Genomic DNA, 20,248 nt, shown 5'->3' with positions numbered 1-20,248 from the left:
TGGCGCAATTATAATCGTGCTTTTAATGACTGTCTTTCCTACAGAAACCCTTCACTCCTCGCTCCGTGGGCTTTCTATTTGGTGGGAGGTGCTTTTTCCAGCGTTGTTCCCTTTCTTCGTTATATCGGAATTGCTGCTCGGCTTCGGTATTGTACATTTTTTCGGTAAGCTGCTTGATCCGCTCATGAGACCTATATTTCGCCTTCCCGGCATCGGAGGTTTTGTCGTGACGATGGGTTACATTTCCGGTTATCCGGTAGGCGCAAAGCTAACAGCACAGCTCTTTGAGCAGCGGCTCGTCAATCGAGCAGAGGGTGAGCGGCTTGTTGCCTTTACGACCACTTCTGATCCTATTTTCCTAATTGGTGCCGTATCCGTTGGTTTCTTCCAAAATGTAGCGATTGCTCCTATTCTCGCTGCTGCGCATTACGGAGGCGGTCTTCTTATCGGTCTTCTCATGCGCTTTCACGATAGACATGCCCCTTCTTCTGGAATCAAAAAAACGGCGATTGCAAGGGATGGGTTCAGAAAACGACGTCCCTCCCGTATCTCCGAAGCACTCAAGGCGATGCATGAGGCACGATTGCTGGATGGGCGCGGACTAGGACGACTGCTGCAGGACTCTATTCAATCGGCGCTGCGACTAATGATCGTCGTTGGCGGACTTGTCGTTTTTTTCTCCGTCGTAATGGAGATGCTGACGCATGCAGGCATCATTGAAGCGATGGCTGAAGCTCTACGATTTTTGTTTGGTTTAATCGGCCTGCCTAAGCCGCTTGCAGACGCTGGGATATTCGGATTGTTCGAGGTCACATTAGGCTCTCGTTCGGCAGGTACAGCTGGTACTGGACTCATGCATCAAGCTGCAATCGCTGCTTGGGTGCTCTCTTGGGGCGGCTTATCAGTCCATGCCCAAGTAGCAAGCCTGCTCAGCAAAACAGATTTACGCTATCGTCCTTTTTTTATAGCTAGAATGGTTCATGGATTAATTGCAATGACTCTCGTTTACTTGTTATGGGGGTGGCTTGGGCCATGATTAGAGCCGCTCATTGAATTTAAACACAATTTCCTTTATCATCTTAAGTACTATGGAGATCGGAAGGAGATTTACTTTTGAAGTATGCGGTAATTGATCGAGGCGATGATCTATCTAAATCGTTAGCAGAAAAATTTCATAAACTAGCCGGGGAGCGAGGCTTCACTCGGAATGATGAATCACCGGAAATCGTTATTTCCATCGGAGGTGACGGTACACTACTCCTTGCTTTTCATAAATATGTAGATCAAATTACGAATGTTGCATTTGTCGGCATTCACACCGGCCATCTTGGATTTTATGCCGACTGGAAGGCAGACGAGCTTGAAGATCTTGTCGCAATGATGGCAGAGGAAACACCACGAATCGTTAGGTATCCGCTTGCCGAGATTGAAGTTGAGACACCAAGCGAGACCCGTCATTACTTATCATTAAATGAATTCACATTAAAAGGCGTTGACGGAACGCTCGTCGCCCAAATCAATATAAATGATGAGATGTTTGAAATGTTCCGCGGTGACGGCATTGTCATTTCGACCCCTTCGGGAAGCACCGCGTATAACAAAAGCTTAGGCGGAGCGATTGTCCATCCATCGATAGAATCGCTGCAAATTGCGGAAATCGCTTCGATCAATAATCGTGTATATCGTACACTTGGATCATCTGTGCTGCTGCCGCAGCATCATCACTGCGATATTATCTCTAAGAAAGAGCAGCGGCTGCAGCTCGCAATTGATCACATCAGCATCATGAGCAGCGATATTCGTTCCATCCGCTGCAGTGTATCCAGCCGTAAAGTTAGCTTTGCACGATATCGACCGTTTCCTTTCTGGAACCGAGTACGTGAAGCATTCCTTGGTTACGACGTCCGATAAGATCTGTTACCATTATCTAAAACCAAAAAAAAGACACAGAGCGTATTATACGCGCTCTGTGTCTTTTTTGTTTGGTCGATTCGTTTCTGCAGATGAAGCCGCGGTTTCATTGGCTGCAAGGCGGAACGGTTTCTTGGAGCGGTTATCGTTATTGCCTTTATAGCCGCCTTTACGCTGCTGTTGCTGCTCACGTTTCCCGCTGCCCTGCTGCTGCTCGCTGCTATTTTTGCCTTCGCCAGCATTATTCGCGCTGTCGTTGCCTTTATCCGCGTCGTTTTTATTGCGATTGGAGCTTCTATGGCGATTTTCCCTTGTGTGATTGCGTGTATGCCTTTCATGTGTTGGAGCGGCGCTTTCTTCCTTTGCACTCGCAACCTCATCATGTTCAAGACCTTCAGAAATATCCACAAAACCGGCTGCTGCTGCAAGAAGATCAGCTGCTTCTATACGCGGACGCTCATCGTCTGCATCCAAGTCATAGTCGTCTGGCTCACGAACGGTACTGTTTGTTTTTTCTAAAATAAAATAAGCGCAGCCAAAGTTGCAATACTCATTGATGTAATCCGGCATGCCAGATAGATTGCTTTCCTTCGTAGCTTTCTGATGGCTGTCACGAAAAAAACCTTTCAGCCGCAGCTGGCTATAGCCCCAGTCACCAACAATATAATCGTAGCGCTCAAGTACTTCGCTGTATCGATCACGAAACGCTTCAGGATTCCAGCCATTCCTATTTTCAAGCACAATTTCATAAGATTTTCCGCCGATATGAATCAAAGCCATATTTTCCACCTCATCTTGAGCGTCAGTTACAAGCTGCTCGAGCAAGCACCGGAAGAAATCTCACGGCTCGCTTCGGCTTCCGCTGCCATTGCTGCGTGCGCCGAATCGGTCTGCTCATGTGCATGATAAGAGCTGCGTACTAATGGTGCGGATTCTACATGCCTAAAACCGCGCTTCAGCCCTTCTTCTTTTAGTTTTGCAAATTCGTCTGGGTGGACATAACGTACGACCTTTAAATGTTTCGGCGTTGGCTGCAAGTATTGACCTAATGTCAAAATATTTACATCGTTTGCGCGAAGATCATCCATCGTCTGCAAAATTTCATCCCATTCCTCACCCACGCCAAGCATAATGCTCGATTTGGTTGGAATTTTAGGCTTCATTTCTTTGGCGCGCTTCAACAGCTCCATCGTACGGCTGTATTTGGCTTTGGCACGAACACGATCCGAAAGCCGCTCCACCGTTTCGACGTTATGATTTAGAATATCCGGATTTGCATCCATTACAATTTGAAGCGCATCTTTATTTCCCAAGAAGTCGGGAATAAGCACTTCAACTCGGCAAAACGGCATACGTTTGCGAATCGCATGTACAGTAGCTGCAAATATGGATGCGCCGCCATCCTTAAGATCATCGCGAGCAACCGAAGTAACAACACAGTGCTGAAGATTCATTTGCTCTGCTGCCTCTGCTACCCGTTCTGGTTCGTCCAAATCCAGTTCAGTCGGCATACCTGTCTTAACAGCACAAAAACGGCAAGCGCGCGTGCAAATATCACCCAATATCATAAATGTGGCTGTTCGATTCGACCAGCATTCATAAATGTTTGGGCAACGTGCTTCCTCACAAACCGTATGTAGCGTTTTTGAGCGCATCATATTTTTAATTTCGGCAAAGTTACCGTCTGTCGCTAATTTTATTCGAAGCCAATCAGGCTTTTTGAGTGTTTCTTGTTGTTTCATTAGGGATTACCTGCTTTCAAGTTCATTTATAATTCCTAAACTCATGCGTTTATTATAACATGTTTCGCATAAAAACCAATGATTTGCAAAACATAACGTTATAACCGTCATGCTTTTGGAAGGGTGAGACGTTTGAAACTGACTATTCCTATTGTTGCAGCAATAACCGCAGCATCTCTGCTCATTGTCACGCCCGTCAGTTCTGTAAGAGCAGCTCCTGCTGTCAAACAAAAAACTGATAAGGCCCATGAGCAAACAGTCGATGCTGAGACCGATCCCTTTTCCGTTCGAAGAGGCTTGTATGACAAATTAAGCTTATTTACCGAAGTGCCTTGGTTCTGGATCGCAGCCATCGATCAGTATGAGCGATCCATGTCTAAAGTGCGTCCAAAGGCACGTCCAATGCTTGGGAACACCGTTGGCGTGTTTATCGACCAGGAACGCTGGGTTGGCCCGCTCAATCCGAATACGGATGACAGCTCGCCGGTATCGATCAACTTTTTTAACGGGATTGGCCGCGATGGTGACGGGAATGGACAAGCGGAACGAACAAGCGACATCGATCTTCTCTATTCACTTGTTAGCCGCGTTGCCGCATACGGTATCTCCAATGATGATTTCGCAATCGGACTTTGGGAGTATTATCAAAATAATCGTTCAGTGCAGCGCATCCAGCAGTTCGCCCGAATCTATGAAGCATTTGGCCAGCTTGATTTGTTCGAGCATGCATTCCCGCTGCCTATCAGCACTCATTATGCCTATAACAGCACCTGGGGAACCGGGCGAAGCTGGGGCGGCAGGCGTACCCATGAAGGTACCGACATTTTCGTAAGGCATGGCGTCCCTGTTCGGAGCACCTGTTATGGCATTGTTGAGGTGCAGGGCTGGAATCCATACGGCGGCTGGAGAATTGGCATTCGTGATCTAAACAATTTTTACCACTATTACGCACATTTGTCCGGCTTTGACAAAACCGTTAATATAGGCGATGTCGTAAAGCCTGGACAGGTCGTTGGATGGGTAGGAAGCTCTGGTTACGGCAAACCCGGGACGCAGGGAAAGTTTCCTCCTCACCTGCATTATGGCGTATACAGCGACCGCGGTTTAATTGAATGGTCGTTTGATCCATATCCGATGCTGCGCCGCTGGGAGCAAGCCGAGCGTAAACGATTGCGTTCCGGAAATTAAAGCAAAAAATATAAAACGACTTTATCGTCATCTTTGCAGAAGACAATAAAGTCGTTTTTATATGTATGCTATTCAGAAGATGAATTTCCCGAACTATTTGATCCTTGGTTAGAACCTTTAGAATGATTAGAGCCTTCGTTCGTTGCTTCTGTTGACGGTCCTGTATTAGTTGCTCCAGTGCCTGAAGACTCTCCATTATTGTTGTTTTGCGGACTGGATGTAACTCCGCCTCCCGCACCTTCGCCGAGCGGAACCGAAATGTTTGGCGCCTGCGCAGCCGACTCGCCTACAGGTTTGCCCGTATTGTCGTAATAGTACATCGGCACGTCGCCGACTACTAGCAAATATGAAATCGGGATATCCGTTTCCACCAGCTCCGGCTCGGTGTCAAACGGAATAATGATCGTAACCTCCGCTATTATGCGAATGTAAACCTCAACCAAAATCATATTGATGCCGGCATCCTTCTGACGCGTGCTAAGATCTACCTTAACAGCCCCAACCGGCTCGAATTTGACGGGTACTCTAGGTCCGTATGAGGAAATGATCGCACTACCCAGCGCATGCCCAATCGGAATATGCTCCGGTATATCCTTCATTTCATTTAATGTATTTTGTACGGTGTTTATCGTTTGCGAGGTAATTTTCATATGCTCCGCGTAATTAAGCATGAAACCAGATATTTTCCCATTGCTGTTCATCTTCCAGTCAATAAGATTGCTGCTGTCCGATCGGCTCGCTACTTGCTCGGTTATCGCTTTATTGATAGCCTGCGTAGCGATTTGCTTTACTCTGATCTTCGCTATATTCATCAGCGGCGGCCGCAAATTTTTCTCAATATAGACGAAGGATTGAATCGAAAAAACCATAAAAACAAGCAGGGCTATAATAAAAATAGTGCGTCGTCTTATACGCGGCTTAGCTGGGCGAGAGCCCCAAATGCCGCCTGAACCGCCATTGCCGCTGCTTCGACTGCTGCTGTATTTTACAGCTGGACGCCTTATGCCCCATTTTCCGCTGCTTGCGCTTGAACGAGCTCCCGAACCCCATTTCTTTGGTGCCGGCCTTGATGAAGCTGAACTCCCACGACTGCCCCAAGTGACTGATTTTACTTTAGAGAATGGACGGCCAGACCAAAGCTGCATACGGCTGCCGCCAAATCCTCGAAAATGCCAGCCTCGCCTTCCCCATTTCGCCAATCCGATCCCCTCCCGCACCAAGCTGCACACTCTTTGTTACCCATACTTATGCAGAACTTGGTCAAAAAAGAAGACGACCTCAGCAAGTTGCAGCCTTATTGACATTATGGAAACGTTATACATAATTGTAACTAAGGGAGTTGAATTTAGTTGAGTGAACGCAATATTAGCACAACCGTTTCAGGAGATTTAATTGTTACTCGTCTGATTGGAAATATAAGCATAGATGATGTTAATGACTGGTTAAATGGTTTCGAGCAGGCGTGTCAGCCATTCATGGCAGAGGGGCGAAAATACCGTTTGTTAGTAGATCGAAAAGGCTATACACCCGACCATTTTTCGGTTCAAAAAGCATGGAAAGATAAATTTTTTAATGAAAGCCTTTTGAGTCATAGCAAAGCCATCGCATTCCTATTGGAAGATGGTGAAATTCTGAATCACTTGCAGCAAACCAATACCAAACCATCTGTACATTTTTTTAGCGATGCTGAACAAGCCTTCCACTGGTTAAATAACTATAGCGTACCGGAATAGTCTATTTTATCCGTCTAAATCGTGAGCCGATACCCTGCGCCCCAAATGGTTTCAATATATTGCGGATTCGAAGGATCCGCTTCTATTTTTTCTCTTAACCTGCGTATATGAACGGTTACCGTCGCAATCTCGCCCAGTGAATCCATCCCCCACAGCTGTTCAAACAGCTCTTGCTTGCTGAATACATGATTAGGGTTCAATGCTAGAAAAGAGAGCAGATCAAATTCCTTTGTCGTGAACTGCACCTCTTGGTCGTTGACGTACACGCGCCGGGAAGAGGCATCAATCTGCAAGCCGCGTATTTGGATCTTATTTGAGGCTTTGGTATCGCGGTTTCCCATCAATCGCTTGTAGCGCTGCAAATGTGCTTTCGCGCGGGCGACCAGCTCACTTGGACTAAACGGCTTCGTTATATAATCATCCGCCCCTAAGCTTAACCCGCGAATTTTATCGATCTCTTCTTTTTTGGCAGATACGATAAGGATAGGAACCTCCTTTACCGCACGGATTTGACGACAAATCTCATATCCATCCATGCCTGGCAGCTGCAAATCTAGTACGATCAGATCATATTCACCTTCTACAGCAGCGCGGAGCCCCTCTGTTCCTGTTAAACATATGTCCGCAGAAAAACCATGCAGCTCAAAATAATCCTTTTCCACCTCAGCTATCGACACTTCATCTTCAATAATGAGAATTCTCGTCATGTTCGTCCTCCTATGCTTCTCGCGAGCGGCAGCTTGATGATCATACTAGTTCCCGCTCCAAGCTTGCTCTCAGCATAAATGCTGCCGTTATGCCCTTCGATAATTTGTTTCGTAATCGCAAGTCCTAGGCCGCTGCCACCGGTCTGCTGGCTGCGTGAGAGATCCTCGCGGAAAAAACGTTCAAAAATAAACGGGAGAGCTTCCTCCGATATTCCTGAGCCGCTGTCGCTAATCATTAATCTAACGAAATCAGTCTCCACACTTAGCGATATCCCTATTTGCTTTGGCTCGTCCAACATAAATTTCATGGCGTTGTCCATAATGTTGGTTAGAACTCGCTTCAGCTTATCTCGGTCGGCAAGCACATTAGTAGATTCCGAATGAACAATGTCCCACGTCAGCGCAACGCCTTTATCTTGCAAATCAAATTGCAAATCCTCGGCATAGTCCTCTATGAATTGCCCCAAGCTGATTTCCTCGAATGTAAACGGCAGCTGCTTCAAATCAAGCTTCGAGTATAGAAAAAGCTCGTCAATCAGTTGATCCATATGCTCGGCCTTGGTCAAAATCGTATTCACATAACGCTCCATCTTTTGCTTTGTATCCGGTACACCGTCCCGAATGCCTTCAATGCTTGCTTTAATCGAAGTAATCGGCGTTTTCAGATCATGTGTAATGTTCGCGACAAGCTCCTTGCGATTTTGCTCATATTGCAGCTGCTTCTCTACCGATTGCTTCAGCTTCATTCTCATATCTTCAAAGGCTTCGCTTAACCTTGCAATCTCATCGCTGCCTACCGCTTGCAGCTCAAACTCCAAATCGCCTTCCTTAATGCGCTCTGTCGACTTCCGAAGCAGATCAAGCGGCTTAATAATACTGCGCGTCAAAAAATAATAAAGCAGCATATTCATGAGCAAAAGCACGATAAACAGCACGCCTAATATAATTGGCAAGAGTGTACGAACAACCTCTGCAAATGGACTGCGCTCCCTTACAACGAGCACGCTTCCCTTGGATTGGTCTGGAAAACGAAAATCAAATTTCGCATAAGCATAAAAATGGTCCCCTATTTGCAGGGTGTTGCGGATTGCATTGTTTTCCATCTCATAGTCAGGCAAAAACGTGATGAATTGGGGCTGTTTTACGGACAAGGATGAATAAATCGCCTCGTTGCCTTTTCTTATAACCAGCTCCGCTTGTACCGAACGAAGCTTGTAATTATATTGATTGAGCAGTGTATGATCAAGAAGCGAGTCGGGTTCATTTTTCGCCAAATACTTTAGATCAAGGAAAATCGTTTCCTCCTGCTCAGACAATGGATTAACGGAATAATGAATATTGTAAAAGTCCTTTACGCTTCGCACATCGCCTGTTATCGCTACTACAAAGAGCAGAGCAGCGGCAAGAAACAATACGATCGTAACGATAAGAATACAGCTGTAGGACAATAGCAGCCGAACGCGGATGGACATGCTCGTATCTCCTTCTCCTTTTGACAATTCGTTTTTCGTGAATACAATGTAACATAGGTTGCCCTGAGGGGACAAAGAGAAACAAAGACAACTTTGCAACACGATCTAACATGGGATAGACTATAAGAAATCATTTTCCGTATTAAAGGAGTATATATGGCCATTACTCTACGACTCAGCACCGATCAGGACTTTGAAGAGGTTATCGAACTGCAGCAGCGCATTCGCGTGTTTCAAGACAATCAGCTCATCGATGCCAGCTCGCTGGTTGTGCGGTTTGATGATAGCACGATTGTGACCCAATCGGGGGTAAGCGATATTGCCTATCATAACCGAAAAGAATGCGAGTTTTTTCTACTTAGAAAACGTTAAGTTATACAAAAAAACGGTGTCGACCTGTTAGCCCTCGCGGGACAGGTTGACACCGTTTTTCATTGCATATTACTTATCCAGCAGCTCTACGAATTGCAATAACCGAGTAATCATCGTTGCTGCTTCGGCACGGCTTGCTAGATCTAGAGGCAAGAATGATTGATTTCCTTTGCCCTCCAAAATACCTGCTGCTGCAACCCGAGTAACCGCATCAAGCGCCCAGCCATGTATAGCTGCTTCGTCTTTAAAGCTGGCAGCCTCATTAACTTCTTTCTTGACGTTAGCTCCTGCTGCTTCTGCAAATTTTAATGCGCTTGCTGCCATTACTGCCATTTGCTCGCGCGTAATGGTCGTATTCGGACGGAAGGTTCCGTCCTCGAAGCCTTTAATCAGTTCAAATCTTGCAGCTGTTGCAATCGCATCCGCATACCAAGCGCCCGGCGCAACATCGCTGAACACTGACGCCTGCTTGCCTCCACTATTTTGGAGTCCAAGCGCTCTTACAAGCATTGCCGCAAACTCAGCGCGCGTAACTGTACGGTTAGGAGCAAAGCTCGACGCCGTTGCACCGCTCACAATTTGTTTGGAAGCGAGCAGCTCAATATTCGATTTTGCCCAGTGGCTGCTAATGTCTGCAAAAGTTTTGGGATTTAAAACGACTACGTAGCTGCTGTTGCTAGTACTCCAAATGGTGACAGTGGTTTTCCCTTCAGCTGATCGGAACAAAGCCGGAACGTAACGGAAAGCTCCCGTTGCCGGATCAAATACGAGCGCTGTTGCTGTTTTGGCATCCAGTTCACGGTCTACTGTCATCGTACGCATCACATATTTGCCGCCAAGGCTGTGTACTTCTGCTGATGTGCTTCCATCCGTGACGGAAATAATAAAATCAACAGGATCACCTGCAAGCTCAAAGCCTGCGGCTTTGGTTTTCGCCCTAATGTTATCAAGCACTAGTTGACTAACAGGCTTGATTGAGAAAGTAACAATTAGCTTACCGTTATTCGAAAGCTTTGCCTCCTCCAGAACGCCGTTTACAAGCGCCAACGGGAATTCATACGAAGCTGTACCCTGCTCCATGATGACAATCGCTTTTGGACTGCTCTTAAGCGCTTCAAGAAGAGCTTGTGCGGAGAAGGAGATTTCTCCATTTGATGTTAACGTACCTTTGGCGAAGATAATCCGCTCAAGCTTGCTTGCGGCATCTGTCTTTAGCTTGCTGTCATTTTGCGCTGTATTCATCGCGCCGCCGATTTGGCCTGAACCTGAACCGCCACTGCTGCCTTCATTTCCTTCCTCTGGCACAACGACCGCCTTCACTTCCACCGTATACACTCTACTTTGCGAGCCATGTGACACGGTAAGTGCGGTATGGCCGATCTTTAGTGCGCGAAGCTGTCTATCATCATTAATAGCTGCAATGTCTGCTTGCGCAATCGTTATGATCGCATCCGCTGTGACATCGACGCCTGCTTGATCAAACACCTTTATAGCTTTTGTATCACCCACAGTCAACGACAGCGGTCCTCTATTGCCATTCTCAAGAGCTATGCGGAATGGCTTCGGACGATTGGCAAAACCTTCATTTTGCTCGGTGAACGATAATTGATCATTTGAGCTTGCTAGTGTCGCTATCCGCTCGCCACGCACAATGACATTGTCCACCTGAATATTGCCCGAAACACCGCTTGTCACGTCAATTCCGTTTGTTCCCATTCCGTCGAGCACGATATTTTGCAGCTTCACATGATCAATGCTGAATCCGCCGCCGTGAACAATTAAACCGGCATACGTACTGTCGAGTGCGACGTTGTCCCGTACAATGACCTCGCCGTTCAAATCCTTCTCGCCAGCAAAAATCCAGATCGCACCTAAATTAATGTTGTACGCAGAGTCGGCGCTGCCCGTACGAACCAGTGTATTGCGCTCCACAACCGTTGTGCCGCTGAATGCCACAGGATTAAAGCGTGTCGACACGGCAATGCCCGCTCCGTTCGTAATTGTATCCGTACCGATGTTATCTTGAAGCTTATTGTCTTGCCCGCCAAAAATAACGAAGTTATCGGCCAGCCAAGGCAAAGCCACCGTATTAAAACGCGCCGTATTGTTGATGCTTGCGCGTCCTTCCGCCGACCACATCGCCAAACCATCATCGCCTGGATATCGGATATCCGATTGCTCCATCACACTATTGCTCGTGCCTACGGAGAAGTTGATGCCGTCGGCCATCAAATTGCGCAAACGAAGGCCAACCATATGCAGGCCATCCGTTATTTCGTCGCTGCCCCTTACCTTGGACAGCCATAGCCCTGTTTTTGAATGCTCGACCCAAACATTCTGAATGACCGAGCCTTTGCCGAAGCCGCCATAAAAAGCATGGGTCAGCGCTTCATCATCACGAATATTCAGGTCGCCGTCGATGAGTAGATCATATACGCCAATATTAGCGCCTTTGCCAATAAACCTCGCACCGATCAGCGATGTATACCACATCCCTGCACCGCGTATCGTGATTTGATCCAATTCAATCACATCAGTCTTAAGCTCAAATACCCCTTGAGGGAACCATACGCCTTTCCCTTGTTCTTTCGCTGCATTCATTGCAGAATGGAACGCTGCCGAATCATCAATGCCATCGCTAGGTACAGCTCCGTATTCAGCAACTGACAGGAATCCATCAGGCTTTGCAAACGGACCTTCCACCTGCTCCATATCGACAAGGTCAATAACATAATAATCTGCCGCATTTTCCGCATCCTTCTGCAGACGGATTGTAGCTCCTGCGGGAATATCACCGATCAAAGCATGTATTTCATCGAAGAAACGATGTGCATTGCCCTGCTTTGGATCATTAGACCATGGATAGCTGCCGTACTCCCAGCCATGCTTCGAGCTAAGCTCTAAATTTTGCTTAAATTCTCCGTTTACGTACAGGCCTAACGTTTCGTTTCGACCAGCCCCGTCTGCGCTGTCTGGGATGACATAACGCAGCACAAGTGAATTAGCCGCCTTTGCTAATGTAAATTGTACATAATCACCTTCATCTACCAGCTTAACCGCCTGCCTGCCCGATGCCTCAGAAACGATTTCGCGATAGCTGCGCGACGGTCCAATCAGCTCACCGTTCGTTAATCCATGTTCCGCTTCATAGGTAATGTACGGAACTGTCGCTCCGCGGTAAGCAATGCCGATGCTTTGTCTGACTAGAAGGCTATCGAGCCATACTTGCCCTGAATCCGCTGAATCCTTTTGCAGCGTAATCGTATTAATACCGCTGCGAAGCTGCATTTCAATAACCGCTTCGGACCAGCTTTGTTTTTCTCCAGCTGCATTAAACGCCACTTGTTTGATACGTATGCCATTCACATAAAGGCTAAGCTGGCTTGGCGCATCGGAGACGTTCAAGGAACGAAGCACCGTTAAATAGCTGCCTGCTGCCCCAGCATGAACGGTAAAGCTGATTTTATCTCCCGTTTCAGTGAAGTTTCCAGCGTACCCTGCACCTTTAAAGCCTGTTAACTCCTTACTTACCTTAATGCCGCCAGACATAAAAGCGTTCTCTGCTTCATATCGCTGATTGGAGGCAACGGGCTCAAACTGCCAAAGTGCCTCATCTGCTTGACTTGGCGTACCGTATTGCAGCTTGCCAGCCGTTAGCAGCAGCAATCCGTCTTTCTGCGTAGCATTTATAATCCGTTTATAACCAGTACGATCCTCAATCGTCCATTGTGCCGCATCAATGCCTCTAGCCTCACCCGCAATTGCCGCCAGGCCATCTGCTTGTAGCGTCAACAGATGTCCGGTAGCTTTGTTTTTCAACAGCCTCCGGCCGTTGAAATCCTGAAGCAGCCATTGGGAGCTCGCGTTATCTGCCCCCACTGAGCCGCTGAGCACCTTGCCGCTGTTTTCATATAAATAGCCTGTGCCTGACTTTTCTTTAATACGAATATAGTTCGTGTCGTCAAATATTGGGGTAGCCGTGTCATTCGTCTTCTCCTCGCCCATTGGCGGCGTCTCGAATTGCTCCGGCGCATTCTCAAACGTCCACTGCACCGATCCAAATGATGCTGGGTACAATCCACGCTCTGCGTAGCCTGCATTATTTTGAACATGAATGAGCTCATCATCGTATTTCCCATTCAAGCTGCGAATCATATATTCCGCACCGCTCGGAGTGCTTTCAACTGCCCACTCTAAGAATGCATCGCCTTGAATGGCTTGCTTGCTCTCAATAAAGGCATAATCCCCGGTCATTGTCATGTAATGTCCTGTAGCACGGTTTTTCAACCTTTGTTTCCCGCCCTCTGACTCTATAATCCAATGACTGTAGCCGTTGTTCTCTGCCAAGTTGCCGTAAAGGACAATTCCACCATTGTTTTCATATAAGAATTGGCCGTTTGCCTTATTTTTTATACGAATCGGTGCCTCTGGCAAAGGCTTCGGTGGAAGTGCTAGCGGCTCAACTGCATATTGTGCGCTATCCGAATCAGCAACAAGCTTGTTCACTTTCGTATATCCCTCACCATCTGAATATAGAAAATGACGAGCCCAACCACTCCGCAGCACTACAAAATTATCAGAAGTTCCAGGCTCCATGTTCCACTTCACGCTGCCCCAACTCTCGTGAATGCCGCCTTGTGCAATAATTTGCTGAGTCGGGGCATCCTTTTCAACATCCCCGCCTACGTGCTCCATTGACACATAGTGGCCAGTCTTGAGGTTTTTCAGCCGCACCGAGGTCGGTCCATCGCCCGTGCGCTCCAAAAACCAAACTGAGCTAAGATCCGTTTCTGGAAGCTCACCATACTTAACCTTGCCTTGATCATCACCTTCAGCGGTAACTTCATACAAATAACTGCCGGTTTGCTTGTTCTTAAGTCTTACATTCGTCAACGCCGCGTCTGTCACGGGTATAAACTTCCATTTGGGGCTTCCCCATCCTGGATTAATAACGCCGTATTCCGCGTATTTCGTCAGATTTTGCAAGCTAATATACTTTTGTTGTCCAATAACATCATTAGCATCCTGCAAGCTGTGAATGAGCTTTGAGCCGCCGGCATCTTCGATGACCCAAATCGCACTCGTCCAGTCATCAGCCACCTCAGTCACATCAATGCGTCCATCCTTCATATTTTGCAAATTAATGTAGTGGCCTGTTGCTCTATTCTGGATACGTTTGCGACCGTTAAAACGTTCAACTAACCATTGTCCCTTATAATCGCCTTCGGAGACATTGCCATATTTCAGTTGTCCTGCTGCATCCTCGTATAAGAAGAAATTTTGCCATTCATTCTGAATTCGAATATATTGCGGCGAGCCATCCCCGCTAAATGCCGGGTCTTCAAACAACCATTGCGCCGCATTCTCATTTGGCTGAATTGTACTTGCTTGGGCTGCGCCCGTATTGTCTTGAATATGCAAATATTCGCCTTGACCAACATAGCTCTGAATGCTTTGATAGTCATCATAAATGGCTGATTTGCTAAAGGACCATTGATCCTCTGCAGAGCTTTCCGTTAATGAAGATACCTTAAGCGGATCACTGATCTCATTAACTCCAGCACGCGTAACATAATGACCAGTTGCTAGGTTGCGCAGACGTTTTTTGCCGTTAAAATCTTCCCTTACCCACTGGTAAAATGACTTCTGGCCTGCCTGTGTTGTCAGTGCGCCAACCTTTGCCAGCCCAGCATCTTCATACAAATAAGCAGTACCTACCTTCTCATTTGTAAAATTCACGATACGGTATGGCTGCGTATCCGGCGCCAGCTCTATTCGCCAGTGTGCATTATCTCGATCCAGGACGGACCAACTGTTTGAGCGTACATGTTTGTCATCAGAAAACTGCGTATTCAATACGTAAATGGTCGAAGGAACTGCCTGATAAGCTGCAACGTTTTGGAAGGTGATAAAATCTCCACCCGCTGTGTCAGCTACCAGCCACTCGCTTTTATTCGTGTTGTCCAGTCCGATAGCTTTAATAGGCTCATAGTCTATTCCTTGCGTAATGTAATGACCGGTTGCACGGTTTTTAATCCGATAGGAATCCGGCGTTGCTCCCGGGACAAGCACCCAATGAGATTTGCGATCCGCAGCAGGCACCTCGCCAAAATCAACGAAACCATTTGCTCCCTCGTACAAATATTGTCCTGCTCGGAACTTGTTGGCAAGGCGAATTGGAGCAGCAGACTCCACCGGCTCAAGTGCCCACTGCGGACTCTCGAACGTTATATTGATGTCATTGCTTACTTCCGCAAAGCCGAGCAAATCCTCTTGATGAATAACGAGATTGGCATTCTCCGGCACAGTTGCACTTTTAATGACCACATAACCCTCGCGGCTGGACGCATGAATGGTCCATTGGTCTGCAAGCGTACTCTCCGTTATCTCGCGGCTGGTCAGTGCATCACGCCGCTTCCCAACCTCTGAGACCGTAATGTAATGTCCGGTTGCACGGTTTTGAATTCGCTTATTGCCATCATGGTCCTCGATGAGCCATTGCGAGGACTCATCTTCATAGCTTGGAAAACCGTACCGTACGATACCATTTTCATCCTCATACAAATAATTGCTTTGCCATTTGTTCTGGATGCGAACGTAGGTTGATTCCGTTACGGATGACACGGCCGCCTCGGGCTGGCCCCCGCCTTCCGATACTACTGCCGTCTCATCCGCATAGACCGGAACCGCCATAAGCATAAGCAGCAGCGCCAGCATGAATGCCAATATAGACCTTGCACGTTTCATTGCACAAACCTCCCCAAAGGTATACAAGTGCAAACGCATCTCGAAAGCACTCGCTTATGTAAATCCTTCATTCTCTTTCATCATAATTTGGAATCGCTTACATATCGATGTGCATTTCTAGAAATAATAGGTGTTATATTACGAAGTGTATAGGCATGCAAAAACCCCCTGTCTTAGACAGAGGGTTTCTATACTCATATGGGTAACCTACTGATGGCTATGAAGCTCATGCTTTCTGATTAAACGGTATACTATTCTTCTTCTACTACGCCAAGCTCCCGATTTTTCTCCTTAAAACGCTCGTTATGAGAAGAAACATAAGCCATCTCTGGAGCTTCTGGATCCATATACAGCTTCGCGCTGTTGAGTGCCAAGACGCCGTCCGTGAACGTTCCTGCAATAAGTCCAACCTTGCTGCCAAAGCTCGCGAAATCGCCTGCACCGAAGATGCCCGGAATATTAGTAGCCATCCGCTCCCCAACGTTCGCATTCCATACTCCCATATCAAGACCCCAATCACGGATGGGTCCAAAATCACTTTTCATTCCATGATTGACGATGACAGCATCGACTTCAATCTGCTTGCTTTCCTCCGTTTCCATATGTGCAATCGTTACCTTCTCGATACTTTCCCCATTACTGCTATGAAGCGCAAGCACTTGATATGGCGTAAGAACATTTACAGAGGATTGTTTCATCCTGGAAACATTTCTCTCATGCCCGCCGAAGCTGTCACGGCGATGCACGACGGTAACGCTGGCTGCAATGGATTCCAGCTCATTAGCCCAGTCTACCGCGGAATCGCCACCGCCGGAAATGAGCACTCGCTTATCGCGGAATTTTTCCAGCTCCTGTACGGTATAGTACAAGTTCGTTACTTCATAGCGGTCAGCCCCTTCAATCTCCAGCTTCGCTAATTTTTTTATTCCGTAACCTATTGCCATAATGACCGTTCTTGTATGATGCTTCTCGCCGGTTAATGAAGTCAGCATAAAAGTTCCATCAGCCAATCGTTCATAGTCCGTAATTTGCTGTCCGAGCACGATCGTCGGGTCAAAGGTTTTGGCTTGTTGGATCAATTGCGCAATTAATTGCTCGCAGCGAATCGGTGTTACCCCGCCTACATCCCAAATAATTTTCTCAGGATAAGTGAGCATTCGCCCGCCGAGTTGATCCTGCGCTTCAATTAATTTCGTTTTTAAATCGCGCATGCCGCTATAGAAAGTGGTATATAACCCACCTGGGCCACCACCAATTATCGTTACATCATAGAGTTCCAATTGTTCGTTCATCGTTTGCCTCCAAACGTCAGTCATGATCCATTTATTTTTTGATATTGATTATCACTATCACTTATTAAAGTTTAGGATACCATCCTCATTGTGACAATGGACAAAAGTCACCATTTTTTTGTACAAAACTGACTTTTGTTATCTCTATCCATGCTTTCGACGATTCGTTTATTTCGCACCTGCGAGCCAATTAGCTAGTTCCTCTGTCTGTGATAGCGTAGCAATCGGATCAAAATACCATGAGCGCTCCTTACTCCAAATATAGACGCGATCATTTTTAACTGCATCAATCAGCTTCCAAATCGGCTCGGTTTTCAAATCTGCAAGCGTTAGCGTATCAGACGTTAATATAATATAATCGCCAGCAAAGTCAGACAGCTTCTCTCCAGAAACCTCAACAATTTGCTCCTTCATCAGCTGCTCCGCTACTTTAGCTGGCGGCTTAAGTCCAAGTGCTTGATAGACTGCTTGTCCGCCCCTGCCGAAATTATCGCCGAATACGCCCGTATTCCCTCCCCAATCCTGCATGACTGAAAACACAGCATCGCTAGGAATGGCATTTTCAACCTTTGCTTTGGCTGCTGCAATACGCTGGTCGTAATCAGCTAACCATGCTTCCGCTTCTGCCTCTTTCCCTAACAATTTGCCGAAATAGGTCAATTCTTCATGCGTATTTTTTAGTTCGCCATAAGGAACAACGATCGTCGGTGCAATTTTGCTATACTGCTCATAAGCTGCTTCATTTCCTGTAACGATCATATCCGGCTGCAAGTCTATTATTTTCTCTAGCGATACACTCTCGTATTCTCCAATATTCTCTACACCTGCAAGCGCCTCTGAAAAATACGGATTTTTCAAATTCAATTCTGGCGTTCCGATTGGTTTGACATTAAGTGCAATAAAGCTGCCCAAGTACAGATCTACAACGATCCGTTCGGGATGCGAAGGAATTTCGATATCACCTTTTATCGTTGTGATTACTCTAGTCTGAGCCTCCGTTTGCGGCTTATTGGAGGGAGCTGCTTCCCCCTTCGTCGTTAATTTTGATTCCACGGTTGTCGTATTAGTATTTAACGTCCCCGTAGAACATGCACTCATAAATAAAGCAAAACAAAACAACAGGGTTGCCGCCATTGATAATTTTAATCCTTTGTACATGGGCAATTGACTCTCTCCTTTGTATTGATAATGATTATCATAACGATACACATTGTAACGCCGGAGCCTCCCTGGAACAATGGACAATCGGCTCGATCTATATAGACGATTTGCCCCGCTTCTAGCATTTTTCAAACTGTCTTTATACCTGCCTGGCGAAACGCCAGCAACCTTTTTGAATATCCGTGTGAAATATAAGCGATCGGAATAACCAACGCTTTCCGCAATTTCCTGAATGGTCGCGCTTGTATTTTTCATTAGCTCCTTCGCATGATCAATTCTCACCTGAATGACATAATCAATGAGACTATGCCCTGTTTCCTTTTTAAACACCTTGGACAAGTTTTTGGCGCTATAGCTTAAGGTCTGCGCCAACTGCTCAAGCGTAATCGGCTCCATATAATGATTATGAATATATCGAAGCGCTTGAGCTGCTAGGTCGAGCTTCGATAGAGATACATCTTGCTTTTGCAGCTGAATGAATACCTCATAAACAAATTGATGAAATAACGTATTGACATGAAACCTCTCCAAAGAATGCGATATTTGCCACTCTTGTGCCATTACGTTAACAATTCGAAATAGTGAGATCGGGTATTGCGGGGCGAAGCCATATTGCATATGGAACGGGTTGTTTGTTTCAATAAGTGATAAAATCTCCTGCCTGCAAGGATGCGGAATAAGTGCTTTATAGAAGATTAAGTAATAATCAAAATCCTCCTCCAGCCTGTCTATATCCAAGCACATTCCTTTGCCCCCATGCAGCACATGAAATCGCTCCGCCTTATATAGATGACCGTCCAAACATACATTTGCGCTGCCCATTGTCGTATATAAAAATCCGCTTGCTGGAAGACGGTAGGATTGCAGCCTATCGCCAAGTTTCATCTTATGGTGACGAACATCCAACACCTTAATAGAGGCATGGTTCCAAAGCCTAATAAGATCATTCCACTCCACTTTCCGAGTTCAGCTCCTCTAGCGTTTACTTTGTGCTGCTCACAGATCGACCGAAGAAAAAGCCGACTATTTGATTATGATGGTTCAGCCTTTTATGTATGGTTCCTTGCAGAGCATATTAACAAGCATTCTAATGATAACCATTCTCATTGTCAATTCCTTTCTTACTAGGGCATGTCTTAGAACTCTGTAGACAGCAAATTTTGCTGAATTTTCGTTCCATGCAAGGCGCGTTTGTGAAGGCGTACCGGGGTACTTCAAGCAGACGGAACGAAGCAGGGGGCGAAAAGGCGGTGAAAGGTGCCACTGAACGGGTTTTCAGTCACGCCCTAGTACCTGGTACTACAATAAGTTGGTACTTTTGCGTTTTGGCATATGATGTAAACTAAAGACATGAACAACAAATCGATTCGGGAGGCTTTCTCAAATGGAAAAAATGGAAACGATGCAAGTACGCAAACCAGCAAATTTTTATCGCCGCCGCAATACCCCAACATATACCTTCATGGCTTGGGCAGCTTTTCTTATAGCATGCGGCTTCGAATTCATCGGTATTTACACGCTTAAACAGCCAATGTCTGTGCAAGGGTATTACGCGGTAACCGGCATACTATTAATTATCACTTCATTTCTTCTGCAGAAGGTTGCGCGCGACAATGATGAGGATAAGTTTCTCAAAGACTACAATCCCGGCTACAGAAGCCGCAATACACCCGCTTTTTCGTTCATGGCTTGGGCCGGCTTTATCATTGCCATTCTCGCTCAATATATAGGTATTTACACGCTAGAGGAGCCGCTTTATGTCAAAGGCTACTACGCGATTGCCGGTGCTTTCTTAATCGTTTCTTGCCTCGTTTTGCAAAAGACCATTCGGGATAATGAAGAAGACAGCGTGCATACGAAAACAGAAGATTTAGAAAGTTAGAAAATAATAAAAACCCTCCCCTTTAAAGATGAATTGGGGAG

Annotated in this window: 14 protein-coding genes and 1 pseudogene; 7 read left to right on the top strand and 8 right to left on the bottom strand. The window is 46.4% G+C overall.

Features of this window, described 5'->3' with window-relative positions; genetic code table 11:
• Nucleotides 1-25: 25 nt before the first annotated feature.
• The gene (gene ylbJ, locus BK120_RS29225) at nucleotides 26-1,036 is read left to right on the top strand and encodes a sporulation integral membrane protein YlbJ (RefSeq protein ID WP_372239032.1); all 1,011 of its coding nucleotides are present in this window, start codon (nucleotides 26-28) and stop codon (nucleotides 1,034-1,036) included.
• Nucleotides 1,037-1,113: 77 nt separating this feature from the next.
• Entirely contained in the window at nucleotides 1,114-1,911 is a 798-nt protein-coding gene (locus BK120_RS29220) for an NAD kinase (RefSeq protein ID WP_076271022.1), read from the top strand.
• Between the two features lie 45 nt (nucleotides 1,912-1,956).
• Here the strand turns inward: BK120_RS29220 and BK120_RS34710 are convergent, their stop codons facing one another.
• Complete coding sequence (locus BK120_RS34710; protein WP_256711060.1) at nucleotides 1,957-2,691, bottom strand: YutD family protein; 735 nt, start codon at nucleotides 2,689-2,691, stop codon at nucleotides 1,957-1,959.
• Between the two features lie 26 nt (nucleotides 2,692-2,717).
• Nucleotides 2,718-3,653, bottom strand: coding sequence for a lipoyl synthase (gene lipA, locus BK120_RS29210; RefSeq protein ID WP_076271021.1), 936 nt, complete (start codon nucleotides 3,651-3,653; stop codon nucleotides 2,718-2,720).
• Between the two features lie 132 nt (nucleotides 3,654-3,785).
• Here lipA and BK120_RS29205 point away from each other — a divergent pair, with 132 nt between their 5' ends.
• Complete coding sequence (locus BK120_RS29205; protein WP_256711059.1) at nucleotides 3,786-4,841, top strand: M23 family metallopeptidase; 1,056 nt, start codon at nucleotides 3,786-3,788, stop codon at nucleotides 4,839-4,841.
• A gap of 68 nt (nucleotides 4,842-4,909) precedes the next feature.
• On the opposite strand, the gene yunB is transcribed toward BK120_RS29205, so the two are convergent.
• Entirely contained in the window at nucleotides 4,910-6,040 is a 1,131-nt protein-coding gene (gene yunB, locus BK120_RS29200) for a sporulation protein YunB (RefSeq protein WP_305953913.1), read from the bottom strand.
• Between the two features lie 150 nt (nucleotides 6,041-6,190).
• Between yunB and BK120_RS29195 the strand changes: the two genes are divergently transcribed.
• Nucleotides 6,191-6,574: a SpoIIAA family protein gene (locus BK120_RS29195; protein WP_076271019.1), complete on the top strand. Its 384-nt coding sequence runs from the start codon at nucleotides 6,191-6,193 to the stop codon at nucleotides 6,572-6,574.
• A 14-nt stretch (nucleotides 6,575-6,588) separates the two neighbouring features.
• Here BK120_RS29195 and BK120_RS29190 read toward each other — a convergent pair whose 3' ends face one another.
• Both BK120_RS29190 and BK120_RS29185 read right to left on the bottom strand, forming a co-directional pair.
• Nucleotides 6,589-7,281, bottom strand: a complete 693-nt coding sequence (locus BK120_RS29190; RefSeq protein ID WP_076271018.1) for a response regulator transcription factor — start codon at nucleotides 7,279-7,281, stop codon at nucleotides 6,589-6,591.
• Entirely contained in the window at nucleotides 7,278-8,753 is a 1,476-nt protein-coding gene (locus BK120_RS29185) for a sensor histidine kinase (RefSeq protein WP_076271017.1), read from the bottom strand. Before BK120_RS29185 ends, BK120_RS29190 begins: the two co-directional genes overlap by 4 nt.
• Before the next feature lie 156 nt (nucleotides 8,754-8,909).
• On the opposite strand from BK120_RS29185, the gene BK120_RS29180 reads away from it, so the two are divergent.
• Nucleotides 8,910-9,125: a hypothetical protein gene (locus BK120_RS29180; protein WP_076271016.1), complete on the top strand. Its 216-nt coding sequence runs from the start codon at nucleotides 8,910-8,912 to the stop codon at nucleotides 9,123-9,125.
• Nucleotides 9,126-9,194: 69 nt separating this feature from the next.
• Here the strand turns inward: BK120_RS29180 and BK120_RS29175 are convergent, their stop codons facing one another.
• The 3 genes from BK120_RS29175 to BK120_RS29165 form a co-directional block, all read right to left on the bottom strand.
• Nucleotides 9,195-15,872 carry an S-layer homology domain-containing protein gene (locus BK120_RS29175; RefSeq protein ID WP_076271015.1) on the bottom strand — a complete coding sequence of 2,226 codons (6,678 nt, stop codon included), beginning with the start codon at nucleotides 15,870-15,872 and terminating at the stop codon, nucleotides 9,195-9,197.
• Between the two features lie 251 nt (nucleotides 15,873-16,123).
• The gene (locus BK120_RS29170; RefSeq protein WP_076271014.1) at nucleotides 16,124-17,164 is read right to left on the bottom strand and encodes an NAD(P)/FAD-dependent oxidoreductase; all 1,041 of its coding nucleotides are present in this window, start codon (nucleotides 17,162-17,164) and stop codon (nucleotides 16,124-16,126) included.
• Between the two features lie 168 nt (nucleotides 17,165-17,332).
• A complete protein-coding gene (locus tag BK120_RS29165; RefSeq protein ID WP_076271013.1) occupies nucleotides 17,333-19,282 on the bottom strand; it encodes an AraC family transcriptional regulator in 1,950 nt (649 codons plus the stop codon).
• A 427-nt stretch (nucleotides 19,283-19,709) separates the two neighbouring features.
• Between BK120_RS29165 and BK120_RS36320 the strand changes: the two are divergent.
• Together BK120_RS36320 and BK120_RS36170 are read left to right on the top strand one after the other, a co-directional pair.
• Nucleotides 19,710-19,925 (top strand): annotated as a pseudogene (locus BK120_RS36320) (YiaA/YiaB family inner membrane protein); the annotation flags it as partial.
• An 84-nt stretch (nucleotides 19,926-20,009) separates the two neighbouring features.
• Nucleotides 20,010-20,207, top strand: a complete 198-nt coding sequence (locus BK120_RS36170) for a YiaA/YiaB family inner membrane protein (protein ID WP_256711064.1) — start codon at nucleotides 20,010-20,012, stop codon at nucleotides 20,205-20,207.
• The last annotated feature ends 41 nt before the right edge of the window (nucleotides 20,208-20,248 follow it).

The sequence above is a fragment of the Paenibacillus sp. FSL A5-0031 genome, assembly GCF_001956295.1.
GTDB lineage: Bacteria > Bacillota > Bacilli > Paenibacillales > Paenibacillaceae > Pristimantibacillus.
This window is presented reverse-complemented; position numbering and strand designations above follow the sequence as displayed.

Excerpts from the sequence above, each read along its gene's own strand:
- BK120_RS29170 (WP_076271014.1), bottom strand. The coding sequence starts at position 17,164 with ATGAACGAACAATTGGAACTCTATGATGTAACGATAATTGGTGGTGGC.
- lipA (WP_076271021.1), bottom strand. The coding sequence starts at position 3,653 with ATGAAACAACAAGAAACACTCAAAAAGCCTGATTGGCTTCGAATAAAA.
- BK120_RS29185 (WP_076271017.1), bottom strand. The coding sequence starts at position 8,753 with ATGTCCATCCGCGTTCGGCTGCTATTGTCCTACAGCTGTATTCTTATC.
- BK120_RS29180 (WP_076271016.1), top strand. The coding sequence starts at position 8,910 with ATGGCCATTACTCTACGACTCAGCACCGATCAGGACTTTGAAGAGGTT.
- BK120_RS29175 (WP_076271015.1), bottom strand. The coding sequence starts at position 15,872 with ATGAAACGTGCAAGGTCTATATTGGCATTCATGCTGGCGCTGCTGCTT.
- ylbJ (WP_372239032.1), top strand. The coding sequence starts at position 26 with ATGACTGTCTTTCCTACAGAAACCCTTCACTCCTCGCTCCGTGGGCTT.
- BK120_RS29190 (WP_076271018.1), bottom strand. The coding sequence starts at position 7,281 with ATGACGAGAATTCTCATTATTGAAGATGAAGTGTCGATAGCTGAGGTG.
- BK120_RS34710 (WP_256711060.1), bottom strand. The coding sequence starts at position 2,691 with ATGGCTTTGATTCATATCGGCGGAAAATCTTATGAAATTGTGCTTGAA.
- BK120_RS36170 (WP_256711064.1), top strand. The coding sequence starts at position 20,010 with ATGGCTTGGGCCGGCTTTATCATTGCCATTCTCGCTCAATATATAGGT.